This is a genomic window from Burkholderia sp. MSMB1498, assembly GCF_001526245.1.
Taxonomy (GTDB): domain Bacteria; phylum Pseudomonadota; class Gammaproteobacteria; order Burkholderiales; family Burkholderiaceae; genus Burkholderia; species Burkholderia savannae.
On sequence record NZ_LOYJ01000107.1, the window covers coordinates 68,694 to 84,727 of the forward strand.

18 protein-coding genes and 3 tRNA genes are annotated in these 16,034 nt (G+C 65.9%); 9 read left to right on the forward strand and 12 right to left on the reverse strand.

Annotated elements, in window-relative coordinates; genetic code table 11:
- Positions 1–181 precede the first annotated feature (181 nt).
- Together WS91_RS24470 and WS91_RS24475 are read right to left on the reverse strand one after the other, a co-directional pair.
- Positions 182–258: transfer RNA gene (locus WS91_RS24470), tRNA-Arg, on the reverse strand.
- Between the two features lie 60 nt (positions 259–318).
- Positions 319–395, reverse strand: a tRNA-Arg gene (locus tag WS91_RS24475).
- A gap of 115 nt (positions 396–510) precedes the next feature.
- On the opposite strand from WS91_RS24475, the gene greB reads away from it, so the two are divergent.
- Positions 511–1,074 carry a transcription elongation factor GreB gene (greB, locus tag WS91_RS24480; RefSeq protein WP_038750955.1) on the forward strand — a complete coding sequence of 188 codons (564 nt, stop codon included), beginning with the start codon at positions 511–513 and terminating at the stop codon, positions 1,072–1,074.
- 186 nt (positions 1,075–1,260) lie between these two features.
- Here greB and WS91_RS24485 read toward each other — a convergent pair whose 3' ends face one another.
- Both WS91_RS24485 and WS91_RS24490 read right to left on the reverse strand, forming a co-directional pair.
- Positions 1,261–2,400, reverse strand: coding sequence for a porin (locus WS91_RS24485; protein WP_038750954.1), 1,140 nt, complete (start codon positions 2,398–2,400; stop codon positions 1,261–1,263).
- 517 nt (positions 2,401–2,917) lie between these two features.
- Positions 2,918–3,187, reverse strand: coding sequence for a hypothetical protein (locus WS91_RS24490; protein ID WP_038750952.1), 270 nt, complete (start codon positions 3,185–3,187; stop codon positions 2,918–2,920).
- 402 nt (positions 3,188–3,589) lie between these two features.
- On the opposite strand from WS91_RS24490, the gene WS91_RS24495 reads away from it, so the two are divergent.
- Both WS91_RS24495 and WS91_RS24500 read left to right on the forward strand, forming a co-directional pair.
- A complete protein-coding gene (locus tag WS91_RS24495) occupies positions 3,590–3,793 on the forward strand; it encodes a cold-shock protein (protein WP_004522324.1) in 204 nt (67 codons plus the stop codon).
- Between the two features lie 144 nt (positions 3,794–3,937).
- Positions 3,938–5,077: an exonuclease domain-containing protein gene (locus tag WS91_RS24500; protein WP_059671196.1), complete on the forward strand. Its 1,140-nt coding sequence runs from the start codon at positions 3,938–3,940 to the stop codon at positions 5,075–5,077.
- On the opposite strand, the gene WS91_RS24505 is transcribed toward WS91_RS24500, so the two are convergent.
- Positions 5,074–5,667, reverse strand: coding sequence for a chorismate mutase (locus tag WS91_RS24505; protein ID WP_038750947.1), 594 nt, complete (start codon positions 5,665–5,667; stop codon positions 5,074–5,076). The genes WS91_RS24500 and WS91_RS24505 overlap by 4 nt on opposite strands.
- Positions 5,668–5,912: 245 nt before the next feature.
- Positions 5,913–6,059: a hypothetical protein gene (locus WS91_RS36975; protein WP_038750945.1), complete on the reverse strand. Its 147-nt coding sequence runs from the start codon at positions 6,057–6,059 to the stop codon at positions 5,913–5,915.
- A 206-nt stretch (positions 6,060–6,265) separates the two neighbouring features.
- On the opposite strand from WS91_RS36975, the gene WS91_RS24510 reads away from it, so the two are divergent.
- The 4 genes from WS91_RS24510 (at position 6,266) to WS91_RS24525 (ending at position 10,884) form a co-directional block, all read left to right on the forward strand.
- Positions 6,266–6,649, forward strand: a complete 384-nt coding sequence (locus WS91_RS24510) for a DUF2946 domain-containing protein (RefSeq protein WP_059671197.1) — start codon at positions 6,266–6,268, stop codon at positions 6,647–6,649.
- Positions 6,650–6,797: 148 nt separating this feature from the next.
- Entirely contained in the window at positions 6,798–9,131 is a 2,334-nt protein-coding gene (locus WS91_RS24515; RefSeq protein WP_059584497.1) for a TonB-dependent receptor, read from the forward strand.
- Complete coding sequence (locus WS91_RS24520) at positions 9,119–10,390, forward strand: sialidase family protein (protein ID WP_059671198.1); 1,272 nt, start codon at positions 9,119–9,121, stop codon at positions 10,388–10,390. Before WS91_RS24515 ends, WS91_RS24520 begins: the two co-directional genes overlap by 13 nt.
- A complete protein-coding gene (locus WS91_RS24525; RefSeq protein ID WP_059644902.1) occupies positions 10,387–10,884 on the forward strand; it encodes a TlpA family protein disulfide reductase in 498 nt (165 codons plus the stop codon). The genes WS91_RS24520 and WS91_RS24525 overlap by 4 nt, the downstream gene beginning before the upstream one ends.
- Positions 10,885–11,136: 252 nt before the next feature.
- On the opposite strand, the gene WS91_RS24530 is transcribed toward WS91_RS24525, so the two are convergent.
- Complete coding sequence (locus tag WS91_RS24530) at positions 11,137–11,388, reverse strand: GlsB/YeaQ/YmgE family stress response membrane protein (protein WP_025990481.1); 252 nt, start codon at positions 11,386–11,388, stop codon at positions 11,137–11,139.
- Positions 11,389–11,885: 497 nt separating this feature from the next.
- Positions 11,886–12,179 carry a hypothetical protein gene (locus WS91_RS24535; RefSeq protein ID WP_231752086.1) on the reverse strand — a complete coding sequence of 98 codons (294 nt, stop codon included), beginning with the start codon at positions 12,177–12,179 and terminating at the stop codon, positions 11,886–11,888.
- 4 nt (positions 12,180–12,183) lie between these two features.
- Between WS91_RS24535 and WS91_RS37600 the strand changes: the two genes are divergently transcribed.
- A complete protein-coding gene (locus tag WS91_RS37600; protein WP_156432473.1) occupies positions 12,184–12,414 on the forward strand; it encodes a hypothetical protein in 231 nt (76 codons plus the stop codon).
- A gap of 133 nt (positions 12,415–12,547) precedes the next feature.
- Positions 12,548–12,982 (forward strand): hypothetical protein, encoded by a 435-nt coding sequence (locus WS91_RS24540; protein WP_231752087.1) that lies wholly within the window; start codon positions 12,548–12,550, stop codon positions 12,980–12,982.
- On the opposite strand, the gene WS91_RS36980 is transcribed toward WS91_RS24540, so the two are convergent.
- The 4 genes from WS91_RS36980 to WS91_RS24560 all read right to left on the reverse strand — a co-directional run bounded on the left by WS91_RS36980 (position 12,979) and on the right by WS91_RS24560 (position 15,956).
- Positions 12,979–13,179: a LysR family transcriptional regulator gene (locus WS91_RS36980; protein WP_197422276.1), complete on the reverse strand. Its 201-nt coding sequence runs from the start codon at positions 13,177–13,179 to the stop codon at positions 12,979–12,981. The genes WS91_RS24540 and WS91_RS36980 overlap by 4 nt on opposite strands.
- Before the next feature lie 311 nt (positions 13,180–13,490).
- Positions 13,491–13,566 (reverse strand) — tRNA-Thr (locus WS91_RS24550).
- A 315-nt stretch (positions 13,567–13,881) separates the two neighbouring features.
- Positions 13,882–14,898 (reverse strand): class 1 fructose-bisphosphatase, encoded by a 1,017-nt coding sequence (locus WS91_RS24555; protein WP_038750939.1) that lies wholly within the window; start codon positions 14,896–14,898, stop codon positions 13,882–13,884.
- 125 nt (positions 14,899–15,023) lie between these two features.
- On the reverse strand, positions 15,024–15,956 hold the full coding sequence (locus tag WS91_RS24560) for a LysR family transcriptional regulator (RefSeq protein ID WP_038750938.1): 933 nt from the start codon (positions 15,954–15,956) through the stop codon (positions 15,024–15,026).
- Between the last annotated feature and the right edge of the window lie 78 nt (positions 15,957–16,034).

Consider the following 16,034-nt stretch of genomic DNA (forward strand, 5'->3'; position numbering starts at 1 on the left):
CAGGCAAGCGCGGCATCGGCGGCCTTCGGGCCGCCGTTTTCGTTTGGAGCGCGGCGCGGCGACGAGAGGCGCAGGAAAGGGCGGTGGGCGCGGGCTTTCAGTGCCGGCCGTGCGGAGCGGCGGGGCGCATCCATCCGCGCGCAAAAACAAAGGGCCTTCCCGGAGGAAGGCCCTTCAAAAATGGCGCGGCTGGCAGGATTCGAACCCACGACCCCTTGGTTCGTAGCCAAGTACTCTATCCAACTGAGCTACAGCCGCACGCAAAGCGGTACAACTTTGAACTGAGAGGGCCTTCTCGCGAGAAGGCCCTTGAAAAAATGGCGCGGCTGGCAGGATTCGAACCCACGACCCCTTGGTTCGTAGCCAAGTACTCTATCCAACTGAGCTACAGCCGCACGCAGAAGTGGGATTATAGCAAACAAATTTAAAAAGGGAAGCCTTTCTCCACGATTTATCAGATAAGGCTGTTCGTGTAACCTTACAGCATCCGATAGTCGCTTAAATTGCATCATGAACAAGGCGTTTGTGAAGGAGTCGGACGGAGACGACGACGACCTCGACCACGCGCAGGCCGCGATTCCGCCCGGCGCGAAGAACTACATCACGCCGGCGGGCCACAAGCGCCTGCGCGACGAGTTGCTGCATCTGATCGACGAAGCGCGCCCCGAGGTGGTGAAGCTCGTGTCGTGGGCGGCATCGAACGGCGATCGCTCGGAGAACGGCGACTACATCTATGGCAAGCGGCGTCTACGCGAAATCGACCGCCGCATCCGCTTTCTGACGAAGCGTCTCGATCTTGCCGAAGTCGTCGACGCGAGCCGCCAGGAGAACGCGGATCAGGTGTTCTTCGGCGCGACCGTCGATTACGCGACGCAGGACGGCGCCGAGCATACGGTGACGATCGTCGGCGTCGACGAGGTCGATCTGGATCGCGGGCACGTGAGCTGGATCTCGCCCGTCGCGCGTGCGCTGCTGAAGGCGCGCGTCGGCGACACGGTCACGCTGGTGACGCCCGTGGGGCCGGAGCCGATCGACGTGCTCGACGTTCGCTACCCGGCGCCGGGCGCGGCGTGAGTCATGAGGGGAGAGCGCGTTGCTCTTCTCGCACGCCGGCCGCGAGCAATGCATCCGCGGCTCGCGAGCCGCGCAGACATGCCGCCGACATCGCGCGCACTCGGGCGAAGCAGCTCCGTGCCCATCCGATCGATCATAAAAAAAGTGCCCCGAAAGGGGCGCTTTTGATCGGGCCCGAAGGACCGGTTAGAAGCGGTGACGCAGGCCGGCCGTGACGGCGACCTGTTTTTCGCTCGACGACATGCCGCCGATGCCGTTGATGTATGCGCCGAGGCCCGTGCCGTCGCTGTTGACCTTCTGATACACGCCTTGCAGGTACACGTCCGTGCGCTTCGACAACGCGTAGGCCGTCTGCAGGTTGAACTGGTTCCAGCCCGGGTGATGGTTCTCGATGAAGCCCGCGGTGTACGTGTACGAGCCCGAGACCGTCCAGGCCGGCGTGAACGCGTAGCGCGCGTTCACTTCATAGTTGTTGAAGCGCATGAACGTGCCGTCGAGCGCGATGCCGCTCGAGAGGCCCGATGCGCTCGCGCCGATCGCCGTTGCGCGATTGACGCGCGATTGCGTGAACACGAAGCCAGCCGTCGCAGGACCGTACGTGTAGTTCAAGCCGCCGCCGAACACGCGCTGGCGCTTGCCGACGAACGTGTTGTCGAGTGCGACCGCGCCCGATGCGTTCGACACCGTCGGGCCGAAGTCGTTGTTCAGTTGCAGGTAGCCGGCGCCGACGTTGAAGCCCGCGTAGCTGTACGACACGCCCGCGCTATAGGCGCGGTTGTTCGTGAACTCGTTGCTGTTCGAGAAGCCGTACAACGCGCCGAACTTCAGGCCGGCCCAGTTCACGCTCGTGTACTTGACGGCGTTGTTGATCCGGAACGAATTGTTCAGGTTGTCGTTGTCGAACGGGTGCGCGAACTGCGTGCCGCCGAATTGCGTGCCCGTCAGCGACAGCGGCCCGAGGTAGTCGACGACGCTGTCGTATTGACGGCCGAGCGTCAGCGTGCCGTATTGCTCGTGCGACAGGCCGACGAACGCCTGGCGGCCGAACTCGCGACCGTTCTGCTTCAGCGTGCCGTTATTGATGCCGAAGCCGTTTTCCAACACGAAAATCGCTTTGAGGCCGCCGCCGAGATCTTCGGCACCGCGCAGGCCCCAGCGGCTGCCGTTGACCGAGCCGGTGGATTGCGACCACGCGCTGTGGCCGCCTTGGTTATTCGTGTAGGTGATGCCGGCGTCGATCAGGCCGTACAGCGTCACGCTGCTTTGCGCATGGGCGGCCGTCGCGAAGACGCCAGAGAGAGCGGCAACGATGAGGGTCTTTTTCATTGGGTTTATCTCCGTCCGAAACAGGGTGGATAACGATATCTGACCTGTTCTTCGATGTTCCCGGCGGCTGCTGCGAGAAACCGAGCCGGGGCATGTCTCGGGCGCATACCGCCGCCCGTCATCACAAGCTATCCGCAGTGTAAAAGAGCGTTGCCGAAAGCCGATGAATCCGGATTAAGAAATAATGTATTTGCTTTTCAGCAATAATTGGCGTGGCGGCGGAAACCCTTGCGGGGCAAGGCTTTGGGCTGGATTGGGCAAATATTTTTCCGCTCCCGAACCTTCGGCGGCGTTGCGCGACAGCGACAATCGGTGGAGAGCCGGCCGAGGTGCATCCCGCATGCGCGCGATTATTGACACTTCGGCAATAGAGGTTTGTGGGGAGTACGATTAATGAAAGGGAGTCAACTCGTTATACTGAGGTTTCTGCTTACCAAAGCAGTCTTTTTCGTTGACGGAAAAGATCTCCAAACCTTTGTCAGCGCGACTCTCCGGTCGCGCTTTTTTTTGCCCGCTCCTATTGTTCATACCAGCGCCTGCGGCGCCTGGGCGGAGGCGACGCGTCGGTCGGCTCTTCCTGCGCGGGCAGGACGGGCTGCGCCCAGTCTTCCATCACGTAGTGACGCGCATCGAGCGGCGATGCAAGCAGGTTCTGCCAATGATCGCCATGCCACGTCGCATCGAATTCGCTCGCGAACATCGTGGGCGCCGCCGGCGCGCGGCCCGTCGAATTGTTGCGGCGCGCAATGCCGAGCCGGTGTGCGAAGCGTTTGATGCCGTTCAGCATGACAGTCTCCCGCGCCCTACGGGGCGACGCTCAGCATTGCAAAGGTTCTTGCGCACCGCAACCCGGACAAATACTAAGCCTCGTCAATTCGCTCGATCGCGGTAGATTTTTCTTTTGCGGATTTTAATAGTCAGCTACCCCGGTAATAATGACAGGTGTTGTTGCGGTTAATTAATTTCTCGCTCCTAGTGTACCGATTCCAGTTGTATTCTTATCAAATCGTATAAGCGGTCATCAAAAATTTTCTTGACTGAATTGGATTCTCCCATTTATAAAAGCACCACCAAGCTTGCAGTGCTTCCCGCACGTCGAAAGAAGGGGGTAGAGGAAGCGTCGGAGCTTTGTGTGACGGTATAAGGGCGTAGCCCGTGTTTTATTTTTATTTAGTGGGGAACTAGGAATATGGATACCGGTATCGTGAAATGGTTTAACGATGCTAAGGGCTTCGGCTTTATTACGTCGGACAATGGCGGCGAAGATTTGTTTGCCCATTTCTCCGAAATCAGGATGGAGGGCTTCAAGACCCTTAAGGAGAATCAGCGTGTGTCGTTCGAAGTGAAAACCGGCCCGAAGGGCAAGCAGGCCGCGAATATTCAGGCGCTTTGAACGCCTGAAACGCGCCGAGGGCCGTGCAAACCCCCGCCTAGGCGGGGGTTTTGATTTCTTGGGCGAGTAGAATAGGGACTGCTAGCGCCGGGGCCGCCCCCGCGTCCGTCCGACAACACACGAAGTGCCGTTCGTCCGCCATCCATGTCCGTCTCGCCGCTGCTCCACCCTGCGATCGACACGCCGCTCGCGTTCGTCGATCTCGAAACCACCGGCGGTTCGGCCGTCGAGCATCGCATCACCGAAATCGGCGTCGTCGCCGTGCATGCGAATCACGTGTCGACCTGGACGACGCTCGTCGATCCGCGGCAGCCGATTCCAGCGTTCATCCAGCAACTCACGGGCATCACCGACGCCATGGTGCGCGGCGCGCCCACGTTCGCCGACATCGCATCCGCATTGTTCGAGCGGCTCGACGGCAAGCTCTTCATTGCACACAACGCCAGCTTCGACCGCGGGTTCCTGCGCGCGGAATTCGAGCGCGCGGGCTTCGCGTTTAATCCCGACGTGCTTTGCACGGTGCGGTTGTCGCGCGCGCTTTTCCCGCGCGAGTCGCGTCACGGGCTCGACGCGCTGATCGAGCGGCACGCGCTCACGCCTTCGGCGCGCCACCGGGCGCTCGCCGACGCGGATCTCATCTGGCAGTTCTGGCAAACATTGCACGACGCGATTCCGGCCGATCAGTTGCGCGAGCAAATCGCGCGCACGACGCGCCGTTTCCGGCTCGCGGGCACGTTGACGGAGGCGCATCTGGAGCGCGCGCCGGCCGGCTGCGGCGTGTATGCGCTCTTCGGCGACGACGATGTGCCGCTCTACGTCGGCCGCAGCGTTCGGGTCCGGCAGAGGCTGCGCGCGCTGTTGACGGGGGAGCGGCGCTCGTCGAAGGAAATGCGGCTTGCGCAGCTGGTTAGGCGGGTCGAGTGGCGCGAGACAGGCGGCGAGCTCGGCGCGCTGCTGGCCGAGGCGGACTGGATTGCGTCGCTCGCGCCTTCGTTCAACCGGCGGCCGGACCGAAGCGCCGCGGGCGACGCGGGCTGGCCGTTCGACGGGCCGGTCGCGTTCGAGGAGCGCGGCGAGTCGAGCGTCTTTCATGTGGTTGACGGTTGGCGCTACGTCGGTGCCGTGGCGTCGATCGAGCAGGCCGCGGCGCTCGCGGCCGAAGCGCGCGAGGCGGGCGGACGCGACGCGGAGGCGGCGCCCGCGGTGCGCCGCATTCTGCGAACGCATCTTGCGCGCGGGCTGCAACCGATCCCGCTCGCGGGCGCCGCGTCCGCTGCCGCCTAGCCGACGGCGCTTGCGCCGCCCGCCGTGCAGACGTGAGACAGCGCGGTGCCGAGCGCGTCCTTCTGGCCCGAATCGTAGCGCGTCAGCGTTTTCCAGTTCGCGATGCTGCGTGCGAGACGCGACGGGCAATCCTGCGCGTCCCGCAGTGGCGCGACGCGCGCGAGCGCAGCGATCAGCGACTGAGTCAGCCGGTCGAGCTGCGGCCGCGTGCTCGTCGCGAGATCGGGCGCGGGGCCTTCGGGGCCATGCGTCGCGCGCCACGTCGCGAAGAGCGCGTTCTGCACCTGCTTGCTCGCGGTGATCTGGTCGTCGAAAAAAGTGCGGGCGTAAGCGGGATCGACGCCGCTCGCCGTCGCGCGCTTTTCGACGTCGGCCAGCAGCGCCGCTTCGCGCGGCGGGTCCGAAATCGGCTTCTTGTTGATCCACTTCCATTGAGCGACGGGCTCGGCGAGCGCGAGGCGCTGCGACGCGAGCGCGACGAGGTTCGTGAGCGCGGTGTCGTCGCCGTCGGCGGCGGCGACGCGAGGCGCGGTCAGCACGGCGAGGCCGAGCGCGGCGGCAGCCAGGCTTGCACAAAGAGATGGTTTCATGGCGAAAAACGACAATGCCGGCTTGCGGGAGCCGAGTGGTGGAAAAAACAGAAGAATAAGCGAAGACGTTGCGCAGCGACGCGGCGCAAGCGAGGGATCAGCGGACGCAGCAGCCTCGACCCGGCTGGCCGTTGCGGCCCGGGTTCGGTATGGGTTGCCGAGACGAGAAGGCGGCGGTGCGCAAGGAAGCGTTCGCGAGCACGCGACGATTCACCGGCACGGATGCGCCGTCGGGCCGTGCACGGTTACTTCGGCGTGCACAGCTTGTGCTGCTCGTCGAAAAACGCGCGCACATGTTCGGGCAGCTCGGCGAGAAACTCGACGGCCACGGGCTCGGGGTCCGGGCTCATCACCTTCTCGGGAGGCGGAATGCGGGTTGGCCTTTCGTCCATGTTCTCTCTCCTTGGGTAAGGGAATTATCGAACGCCAGCTTTGCTTTGTGCCAGTGTTCAATCGTTAGATTTTGTCTCTGTTGCTTAAACGGTACATGCATTTGCGTTGATTTGCGGCAATGCGCGTTTCCGAACGGATGCGCATCGTTCGAAGCGCAGCCGCAAACTGACTTGTTATACTGCGCGCCTCTTTTTCCCGAGCTGCGATGAAACGTTCGACGCGATGGATGAGCCTCGTCTGGCTGGCGCTGGTACTCAACGTACTGTCGCCCGTCATCGGCTACGCGCGCGCCGCCTCGAATGCGGCCGACGCGCCGTTCGCGCTCGAGTTGTGCAGCGCAGCGGGCGCGAAGCGCATCGTCGGCGCGGGCGAGACGCGCAAGGACGACGGCGCGCTCGCGCACGTCGCTCATTGCGTCTACTGTCCCGGCTTCGCCGCGAACGTCGCGCTCGGTTCGAGCGCGCCCGCGTTGCCGCACTTCGTTCGTGCGTTCGCGTATGCGAGCCGCGTCGAGCGGCCCGCCGTCTTCTTCCGCCGCGGCGTGCGCATCGCGCAGCCGCGCGCCCCGCCTGAAACCGTTCCGGTCTGATCTCAGCAGCCCGCTCGCGCGTCGCCACGCGTGAGCGCCGTCGCGCGCGCGACGTCGGGCGTCACGTCCGTTCTTCTGCGAAGGCGGGCGCGGCGTGCGTTCGCATGCGCGGCGATCCGCCGACCACGTTTTCAGGATTTGCTTCTCCATGTCTCATGCTCTTGCCGCGCTCGCCGCGCGCAGGCGGCTCGCGGCCGCCTGCGCCGCGGCGCTCGCCTGGCCGGCCGCTCATGCGGCGCCGACGGGCGCCGCCCCTGCCGATTCAACGTCCGACGCCGCCGCCGCGACGACGGCATCCGGGAAAACCTTGAATGTCGTCACCGTGACCGCGCAGCGCCCCGCATTCGCGCCCGACACGCCCGGCGTCGTCGAGTCGCTCACGCGCGATCAGATCGATTCGCACGTCAACGTGACGACCGAAGACGCGCTCAAGTACGCGCCGAATCTGATGGTGCGCCGCCGCTACATCGGCGATCGCAACTCCGTGTTCGCCGGCCGCGATTTCAACGAGCTGCAGAGCGCGCGCGGGCTCGTCTATGCCGACGGCCTTCTGCTGTCCAATCTGCTCGGTTCGAGCTATTCGTATCCGCCGCGCTGGTCGCTGATCCAGCCCGACGACATCGCGCGCGTCGACGTGCTGTACGGCCCGTTTTCCGCGCTCTATCCGGGCAACGCGATCGGCTCGACCGTGCAGATCACGACGCGCAAGCCGGAGCGGCTCGAGGCGTCGGTGTCGACGCAGTTCTTCACGCAGCGTTACCGTGACGGCTACGGCTTCGCCGACAGCTTCGGCGGCAATCACCAGACCGCGCGGCTCGCCGACCGGATCGGACGTTTCTGGTATGCGCTGTCGCTCGACCGGCTCGAGAACGACAGTCAGCCGATGCAGTACGCGAGCCCGAACGCCGCGTACGATCCGAAGCTCGGCGCGCCGGTGCCGGTGACGGGCGCGGCCTCCGACGTCGGCCCGAACGGCCGGCCGCGGACGATCGTCGGCGCGCAGACGATCGAGCGCACCGAGCAGCTCAACGAGACGCTGCGCTTCGGCTACGCGTTCACCGACCACGTCGACGCGACGGTCACGCTCGGGCATTGGGAGAACCACTACCGCCAGCACGGCGACACGTTCCTGCGCGATGCGGCGGGCAACCCGGTGTACGGCGGCAACGTGTCGTTCGGCGGGCGCAGCTACACGGTGTCGCCGACCGCATTCGCGCCGCAGAACGGCGACCAGGAGAATTGGCTGTACGGGCTCGGGCTCGACGCGCGGCTTGCGTCCGGCTGGAAGCTGTCGGCGAGCGCTTCCGCATACGACGTGTCGCGCGACGTGTTGCGCAGCGCGTCGAGCGCACCGCCCGGCGCGTGGGACGGCGGGCCCGGCACGGTGTTCCATGGCGACGGCACGGGCTGGCGCACCGTCGATCTGCGCGCGGAATCGCCCGATGTGCGCGGGCATCGCTTCTCGTTCGGCTATCACTTCGACACGTATTTCCTGCGCAACGCGACCTACAACACGGCCGACTGGCGGAACGCGGCGCCGACGACGCTCGCGAACAGCTATCGCGGCAACACGCGCACGCAGGCGCTGTACGCGCAGGACGCGTGGCGTTTCGCGCCCGGCTGGCTCGCGACGCTCGGCCTGCGCTACGAGCGCTGGGACGCGTACGGCGGCGAGCTCGGCAATGCGGGCGCGACGCTCGGTTATGCGGATCGCGGCGCGACCGCGCTGTCGCCGAAGCTCGCGCTCGAATGGCAGCCCGCGGACGCGTGGCGCTTGCGGCTGTCGTTCGCGACGGGCACGCGCTTTCCGACCGTCGCCGAGCTGTTTCAAGGAACGATCTCGAACAACGCGATCGTCAACAACAACCCGAACCTGCAGCCGGAAAAGGCGATCGACTGGGATTTCACGGCCGAGCGCGACGTCGGCTTCGGCGTCGTGCGCGCGAGCGTGTTCCAGAGCGACCTGCGCAATTCGATCTACAGCCAGACGACGGTCGCAGGCGCTTCGACGTACACGAACATCTCGAACGTCGGGCGCGTGCGCGTGCGCGGCGTCGAACTCGCGTTCTCGGGGCAGGACGTCGGGATCAAGGGGCTCGACGTCGACGCGAACGTCTCCGCGACGAACGCGCAGACGCTCGCCGACGCGGCGAATCCGAGCTACGTCGGCGCGCGCTGGCCGAGAGTTCCGCGCATGCGCGCGAACCTGCTCGCGTCGTACCGCTTCGACGAGCACTGGATGACGAGCGTCGGCGTGCGCTATTCGGGGCGCCAATTCAGCACGCTCGACAACAGCGACGTGAACCCGAACGTGTACGGCGGCACCAGCTCGTATACGGTCGTCGATCTCAAGGCGCGCTACCGTTTCGATCGCCACTGGCTTGCGTCGTTCGGCATCGACAACGTGACCGATCGCCGCTACTACGTGTTCCACCCGTATCCGGGCCGCACCTTCTATGGAGAGTTGAAATGGTCGCTTTGAAGCATGGGCCGGCAGGCGTCGCGCTGCTCGCGCTCGCCTGCGGTGCGCTCGCGCACGACGCGCGGCCGGCTGCGGTGGCGTCCGCGCCGCATGCCGCTCACATGGCAATGGACTCGGCAACTGCCGGCGCCGCGCAGAAAGCGCCGCTCGCGACGGGCGCCGCGTTCGATGCGCGTCATCGGCTGTGGGTCGCGTGGGTCGAGGGACAGCACGTCGTCGTCGCGCATTCGGACGACGCGGGGCGCACGCTGTCCGCGCCCGCGACGGTCAATGCGCTGCCCGAGCCGGTCTACACGAGCGCCGAGAACCGGCCGAAGCTTGCCGCGAGCCCGGACGGGCGTGCGGTCTACGTCACGTGGTCGATGCCGCTCGATGCGCCGTACACCGGAATGGTGCGCTTCTCGCGCTCGCTCGACGGCGGCGCGACGTGGTCCGTGCCCGTCACCGTGCATCGCGACCGGCAGGCGATCACGCATCGCTTCGACATGCTGACGGTCGATCCGCAAGGCCGCGTCTTCGTCGCGTGGATCGACAAGCGCGACCTTCTCGCCGCGCAGCGCTCAGGGCGAGCGTATGACGGGGCGGCGATCTACTACGCGGTGTCGGCCGACGGCGGCGCGACCTTCGCGCCGGAGCGCAAGGTGACGGACCACACGTGCGAATGCTGCCGGATCGCGATGGCGACCGATCCCGACGGGCGCGTGCAGGCCGCGTGGCGCAACGTGTTTCCCGGCCAGATTCGTGACCACGCGATCGCGGTGCTGCCGGTGTCGGCGGATCGCGCGGTCGAGCCCGTGCGCGCGACGTTCTCGAACTGGCATGTCGAAGCGTGTCCGGATCACGGACCGGCGCTCGCGATCACGAACGATGGCGTGCGGCATCTCGCGTGGTTCGGCGTCGTCGACGGCAGGGCCGATGTGTTCTATTCGCGGCTCGATGCGGGCGGCGCGCCGCTCGGCACGCCGTTCGCGTTCGGCGACGATCCGGCGACACCGAACGAGCAGGCGTCGCATGCGGTGATCGTCGCGCCGCGCGACGCGATTTGGCTCGCATGGAAGGCGTTCGACGGCGACACGATGCGCATCAAGTTGCGCCGCTCCGACGACGGCGGCGCGCACTGGAGCGCGCCGCGCACGATCGCGCAGACGTCCGGCGCGAGCGACAATCCGCAATTGCTGACTGATCGCGGGCGCGTCTATCTGTCATGGCGCACGCGCAACGACGGCTACCGGCTGATCGACGTGGAGGGGCAACGATGAAGCGCAGGATGCTCATGCTCGCTGCGCTCGCGATCGCGGCGTCGAGCATCGCGGGCGAATTGCAACCGCCGCAATCGCCGCAGCCGCTGCGCGCGGCGGATGTCGCGTCGCTCTATGCGAGCGGGCGCGGCGCGCCGCTCGTCGTCGAAGTCTGGTCGCTCGACTGTGGCTACTGCCGCGAGAACGCCGCGCATCTCGTCGAATGGCAGCGGCGCCATCCGCAGGTGCGGATCGCGCTCGTCGCGCTCGATTCGCTCGACGAGCACGCGCCGCAGCTCGCCGGCGCGTTCGCGCAGATGAAGCTGCCCCCGAACGTCATGCAATATGCGAACGCCGAGCCGATGCCGGAAAGGTTGCGCGTGGCGCTCGATTCGGGCTGGCGCGGGGAGCTGCCGCGCACGCTGTGGATCGACGCGGACGGCATGCGCCGCGCGAAGAGCGGTCTGCTCGCGCCGGCCGTGCTCGATGCGTGGCTGCAACGTCGGGAGCCCTGACGATCGGCGCGCGGCGCATGCCGTCGCCGGCAAGCGGGCGCTGCGTCCGCTTTGCCGGCGGCGCGCATCGCGCAACATCGCGCCGCGTGTCGTGTTCGAGCGTGCATGTGCGGTGCGATGGCGAGCGAATGCCTTTCGCGCGAAACGAGGGGATTGGACGATCGGGAATGCGAAGAAGCGGCGGGTGGCCGCGAGACGGGAAATGCGGCGCAAGCGCCCGGCGGCCGCGCGGCGTGCCGGGCGAAGCAGGCGTCAGGCTCGTTTGAATAGCCGGATCACGAACAGCAGAATGACGGCGCCGATGACGGCGACGATGATCGAACTGATGAAGCCGCCGCCGATGTGAATACCGAGAATGCCGGCGAGCCAGCCGCCGATGACGGCACCGACGATGCCGACGATGATGTCCACGAGCAGCCCGAAGCCGCCGCCCTTCACGAGCAGGCCGGCGAGCCAGCCCGCGATTGCGCCGATGATGAGCCACATAATCAAGCCATGAGCCATGGTGGTTCTCTCCTTTGTTAATTCCCACGAATGAACCGACGTCGGGCGCTGCCTGTGACGTGACGCGGATCGCACGCCGATCCCGGAGCGTCGCCCCCCGCAATTTACTTCAATAGACGGGTCAGGATCGTTAAGTAATGTTACGCATCTCGTCCGAATTGACCAAATATTTTTTGTCGGACGGGCGCCGGTACGTGCATTGAAATAAAAGCGTAAGAAAAATCCGCGCGCGATTCTTTTGCGGTGATTCGGCCGCGGCGGCGAACGTCGCGCATGCGGCGCCGCAGCGAATGCCGAGTCGTTCGCGATGCGAAAGTTTCCACGGTAGGCGGCGACGAACCGGCGCACCGTGCGGTGCGCCACCGTTCACGGCGGCAGAACGCACGCGTGCGCGTTTCGTTCGGTTGAAACGGGTTCGGCGCCGCAACGCCGACGCGATACGCTTCGTTGCGCGACGCCTCGGCCGGCGCGTCGGATTCAGTCGGTTTCAGCCGGTCTCAAGCGAGCGGAAAGGCGGCGAAGAGCGGCGTGTCCTCCGCGGACGCGGAGAATGCCGTCAGATGCGGATGAGCGGTTTCGTCGACGATGGCCGGCAACATCATGCGCGTGAACCGCCATGCGATCGCGACCGTCGCGCCCGCTTGCGCGAGCCGGTTGTCGCGCTCGGTGATAGGCGTCCACGGCAACGACGCATCGAGTGCATCTGCGGCCGGCAACTGGTTGCGGACGTGCGCGAGCCGCGCCTGCACGGCGGCCGCGACTCGCGGATGCCGATGCCCGGTGTCGAGCACGGCGATGCCGCTCGTGAAGTCGAAATATGCGTTGCCGTCGACGTCTTATAAGCGTTCGCTGCGCGCGCTCGACGTGGATCGGGTGGACCTGGCCAACGCCGCGGGCAACGGCGGCGGCGCGGCGGCCATTCCACGCTTCGTTCGGGGAACTTATCGTCACGCTCCTGAATGGCTGAGCGAAAGAGGGCGGGCGGCGCGCGTTTCTCGGCGAGCTCGGGTGCCGCCGCCCGCGTGAGATCCGTATCCGCGCGCGCCAAGTGCGCGACGAGTGTCGACCCGCGCGGGCGATGATCAGTTCTCCTGACACGATCGCCGCCGGCCGCTCGATCGGCGCGTGCTACGGCGACGCGAGCGCGCACGCGAAGGCGTTGTTCGAGCGCATCGGAACGCGAGTCGTCGAGCTGGGCGGCGAAGCGCCATTCGACGCGCTCACGGCCCTTGGCCCGTGTCTGCCTATTGCGCTCGCGTATTGCGATGCGGCCGGGTATCGCGGTGTGCGTCGACGATGTGTTCGAATGCGCGGCCGCGTGCGGGCTCGGCGACTGGCGCGGCGTTCTCGATTGGGCGCAGCATGTGGCCGGGTGCTGAGCGTGAGCGAGACGCAGACTTGCCTGAGCCGCGCGGCGACGCCGGCCGGCATCACCGAGGCGATTCTCCGCGCGCCGTCGTTGCGCAAGCGTCTGCCGGACGCACTGCGCGAAGGCGTTCGCCACGGCGCCGCGATGGCGCGGCACTGGCGGGTTGGATCACGAGGAGGCGCATGCACGCAGGACTTGAAGAAAAACCGGATCGTCACCCGTTAGAGGCTGCTCGCCTCGCGGTCGAACGGCTTCACGCCGAGCTCGTCCTCGAGCATCTTGATCTGTCGACTCACGGCGCCCACCGTGACGTGCGGATGATGCGCGGCTTCGGTGAGGCTGTAGCCGCGCGCGGACACGTCGAACGTGCGCAACGCCGACAGCGACGGGAGCTTCGACGTGTCTTGCGGATCGGGGCGCACGGGCCGGCTCAATCTGATTGACGCGGAAACGGGACAGCGTATTTCGCAACGAGTTCGAAATGACTTCATCACGGTTTCGGGCGCGGCCTGGACGCGGGGCAGTGGGCGATTCGCTCGACGTGCGCATTCGATGGCGGCGCGGCGCGACGAAAAGGGCTTCTCGATGCACGCGCGCGCCGACATGTGCCGCATGCGTCTCGCAAGCGACGCTGCGGCGAATGTCGCGATGCGCGCCGTCACGCAAGACGCGAGCGCGACGCCGGAAAGCGAAAAGGGCCGCGACGCTTTCGCATCGCAGCCCTTGAATCTGTTGGTGCCGGAGATAGGAGTCGAACCTACGACCTTCGCATTACGAATGCGCTGCTCTACCAACTGAGCTACACCGGCAACAGAGAAACGAAATTATATGGAGCTACCGGCACGCTGGCAAGAGGATTTGGCAAAAAATTGTGGAGAATGCTTATTGGTGCCGGTAACTGCTTGATTCATCGGGATTCCCGTCGATCGATTCACCGCTTTGCGCAGGCATTCGATGGCCTCGCATCGATCGAAACGCGAGCTCGCACCATGACGGCTCCATGCGAGCTCGCGTTTCTCGTGCTCCGGTCGACCGGAGCACGCCCGCAACGGGCGGGCATCGCGTTCGCCGCGTCGAATGCGAACGAGCGGGGCGCGCTCGGCCGGCGCTCGCGCGACGTCGCGTTACGACTGGGCTTCCTGGTGGTAGCGCGAGACGCGCTCGACCTCGTTCTTCGAGCCGAGAATCACCGGCACGCGCTGGTGCAAGCCGGTCGGCTGCACGTCGAGGATGCGCTGCAGGCCCGTCGTCGCCGCGCCGCCCGCCTGCTCGACGATGAACGACATCGGGTTCGCCTCGTACATCAGGCGCAGCTTGCCCGGGCGATCCGGCGTGCGCTTGTCGGCCGGGTACATGAAGATGCCGCCGCGATTCAGAATCCGGTGCACGTCGGCGACCATCGACGCGATCCAGCGCATGTTGAAATTCTCGCCGCGCGGGCCCTCGGCGCCGGCGTTCAGCTCGTCGACGTAGCGCTTCACCGGGTCGTACCAGTGGCGCGCGTTCGACGCGTTGATCGCGTATTCGCGCGTGTCTTCCGGAATCCGCAGGTTGCTTTGCGTGAGCACCCACGAGCCGACTTCGCGGTCGAGCGTGAAGCAGTTCACGCCGTTGCCCGTCGTCAGCACGAACACGGTCTGCGGGCCGTACACCGCATAGCCCGCCGCGACCTGCTCGGTGCCCGGCTGCAGGAACGACTGCTCGGTTGCCAGCTGGCCGTCCGGGCAGCGCAGCACCGAGAAGATCGTGCCGATCGACACGTTCACGTCGATATTCGACGAGCCGTCGAGCGGATCGAACACGAGCAGGTACTCGCCGCGCGGATAGTTCGCGGGGATCGGAAAGAATGTTTCCATTTCCTCCGACGCCATCGCCGCGAGATTGCCGCCCCATTCGTTCGCGTCGAGCAGGATCTCGTTCGACAGGATGTCGAGCTTCTTCTGCACCTCGCCCTGCACGTTCTCGCTGCCGGCCGTGCCGAGCGCATCGCCCAACGCGCCCTTGCTGACGTTGTAGCTGATCGCCTTGCACGCGCGCGCGACCACTTCGATCAACAGGCGCAGGTCGGCGGGGAGGTTGTTGGTCTCACGCTGCTGCTCGATCAGATACTTGGAAAGCGTGGTGCGTCGGGAAATGGACATGGGGAACTCCGAGAGGCTGACGAATGCGTTGGATGTTGGGATAGGAATAGGCTCGATTTTACCCGTGGCGACCTGCCGCAGACGGTTTTTCGGCGAAAGCGGGTCGGAACGGCGCGCCGCGCCGCTTACAGCAGCTCGATCTCGGGCAGCGACGTTGCGCTCGTCTCGCGCATCGTCGCGACGAAGTCGGCCGCGTACGGGCGCGTCGAGAACGCGGGCAGCGTCGCCGCGTAGAGCTCGCCCGACAGCGTCGAGCCGTCGGCGCGCAGCACCGCTCGCGCGCTCACGTAGCGCTTGTCGAGGTAAGTCGCGACCGCCCACAGCGGCAGCGCCGCGACGCCGCGGCGGCTCGCGACGAGCTGCAGGATCGCGACCGTCAGCTCCGACGTGCGCCGCTTCGGCTCGATGCCGGCGGGCTTGAGCACTTGCCGGACGATGTCGAGCATTTCGTCGGGCACCGGATACGTGATGAGCGTCTCGTCGCGGAAATCGTCCGCGCACAGCGACGGCTTCTGCGCGAGCGCGTGGTCGTTGCCGACGAGCCCGACGATCTGGAAGCGAAAGAGCGGGTGATGGTCGACGGCTTCGTCGGCGTCGGCCTCGGCGACGATCGCGAGATCCGCGCGGTCCTGATGCAGGAGGCCGATCGGGTCCGCGTGAAAGCCCGACACGATGTCGAGCTCGACTTCCGGCCAGCGCTGCCGGAACGCATCCATCGCGGGCATCAGCCAGTCGAAGCAGGTGTGGCACTCGACCGCGATCCGCAGCGTGCCGCCCGTGCCGAGCGCGAGACGCGCGATGTCGCGCTCGGCTTCCTCGATCGCGGGCACGACCTCGCCGGCGAGCGCGAGCAGGCGCTTGCCGGCCGCGGTGAACGTGAGCGGCGCGGATTTGCGCACGAACAGCGGCAGCCCGAAGTGCGTCTCGAGCGCCTTCAACTGGTGCGACAGCGCCGATTGCGTGAGGCACAGAACCTGCGCGGCGCGCGACAGGTTGCCGGTGTCGCGCAGCGCCGCGAGCGTCTGCAGATGCCGGAATTCGAGCGGTGAGCGGATCATCGAGAAGCGCCTGGCTGGTTACTATGTTGAAAAGAATTCATGATATTCGGCAAAAACTTTCGTTTGAGTAATGATAGG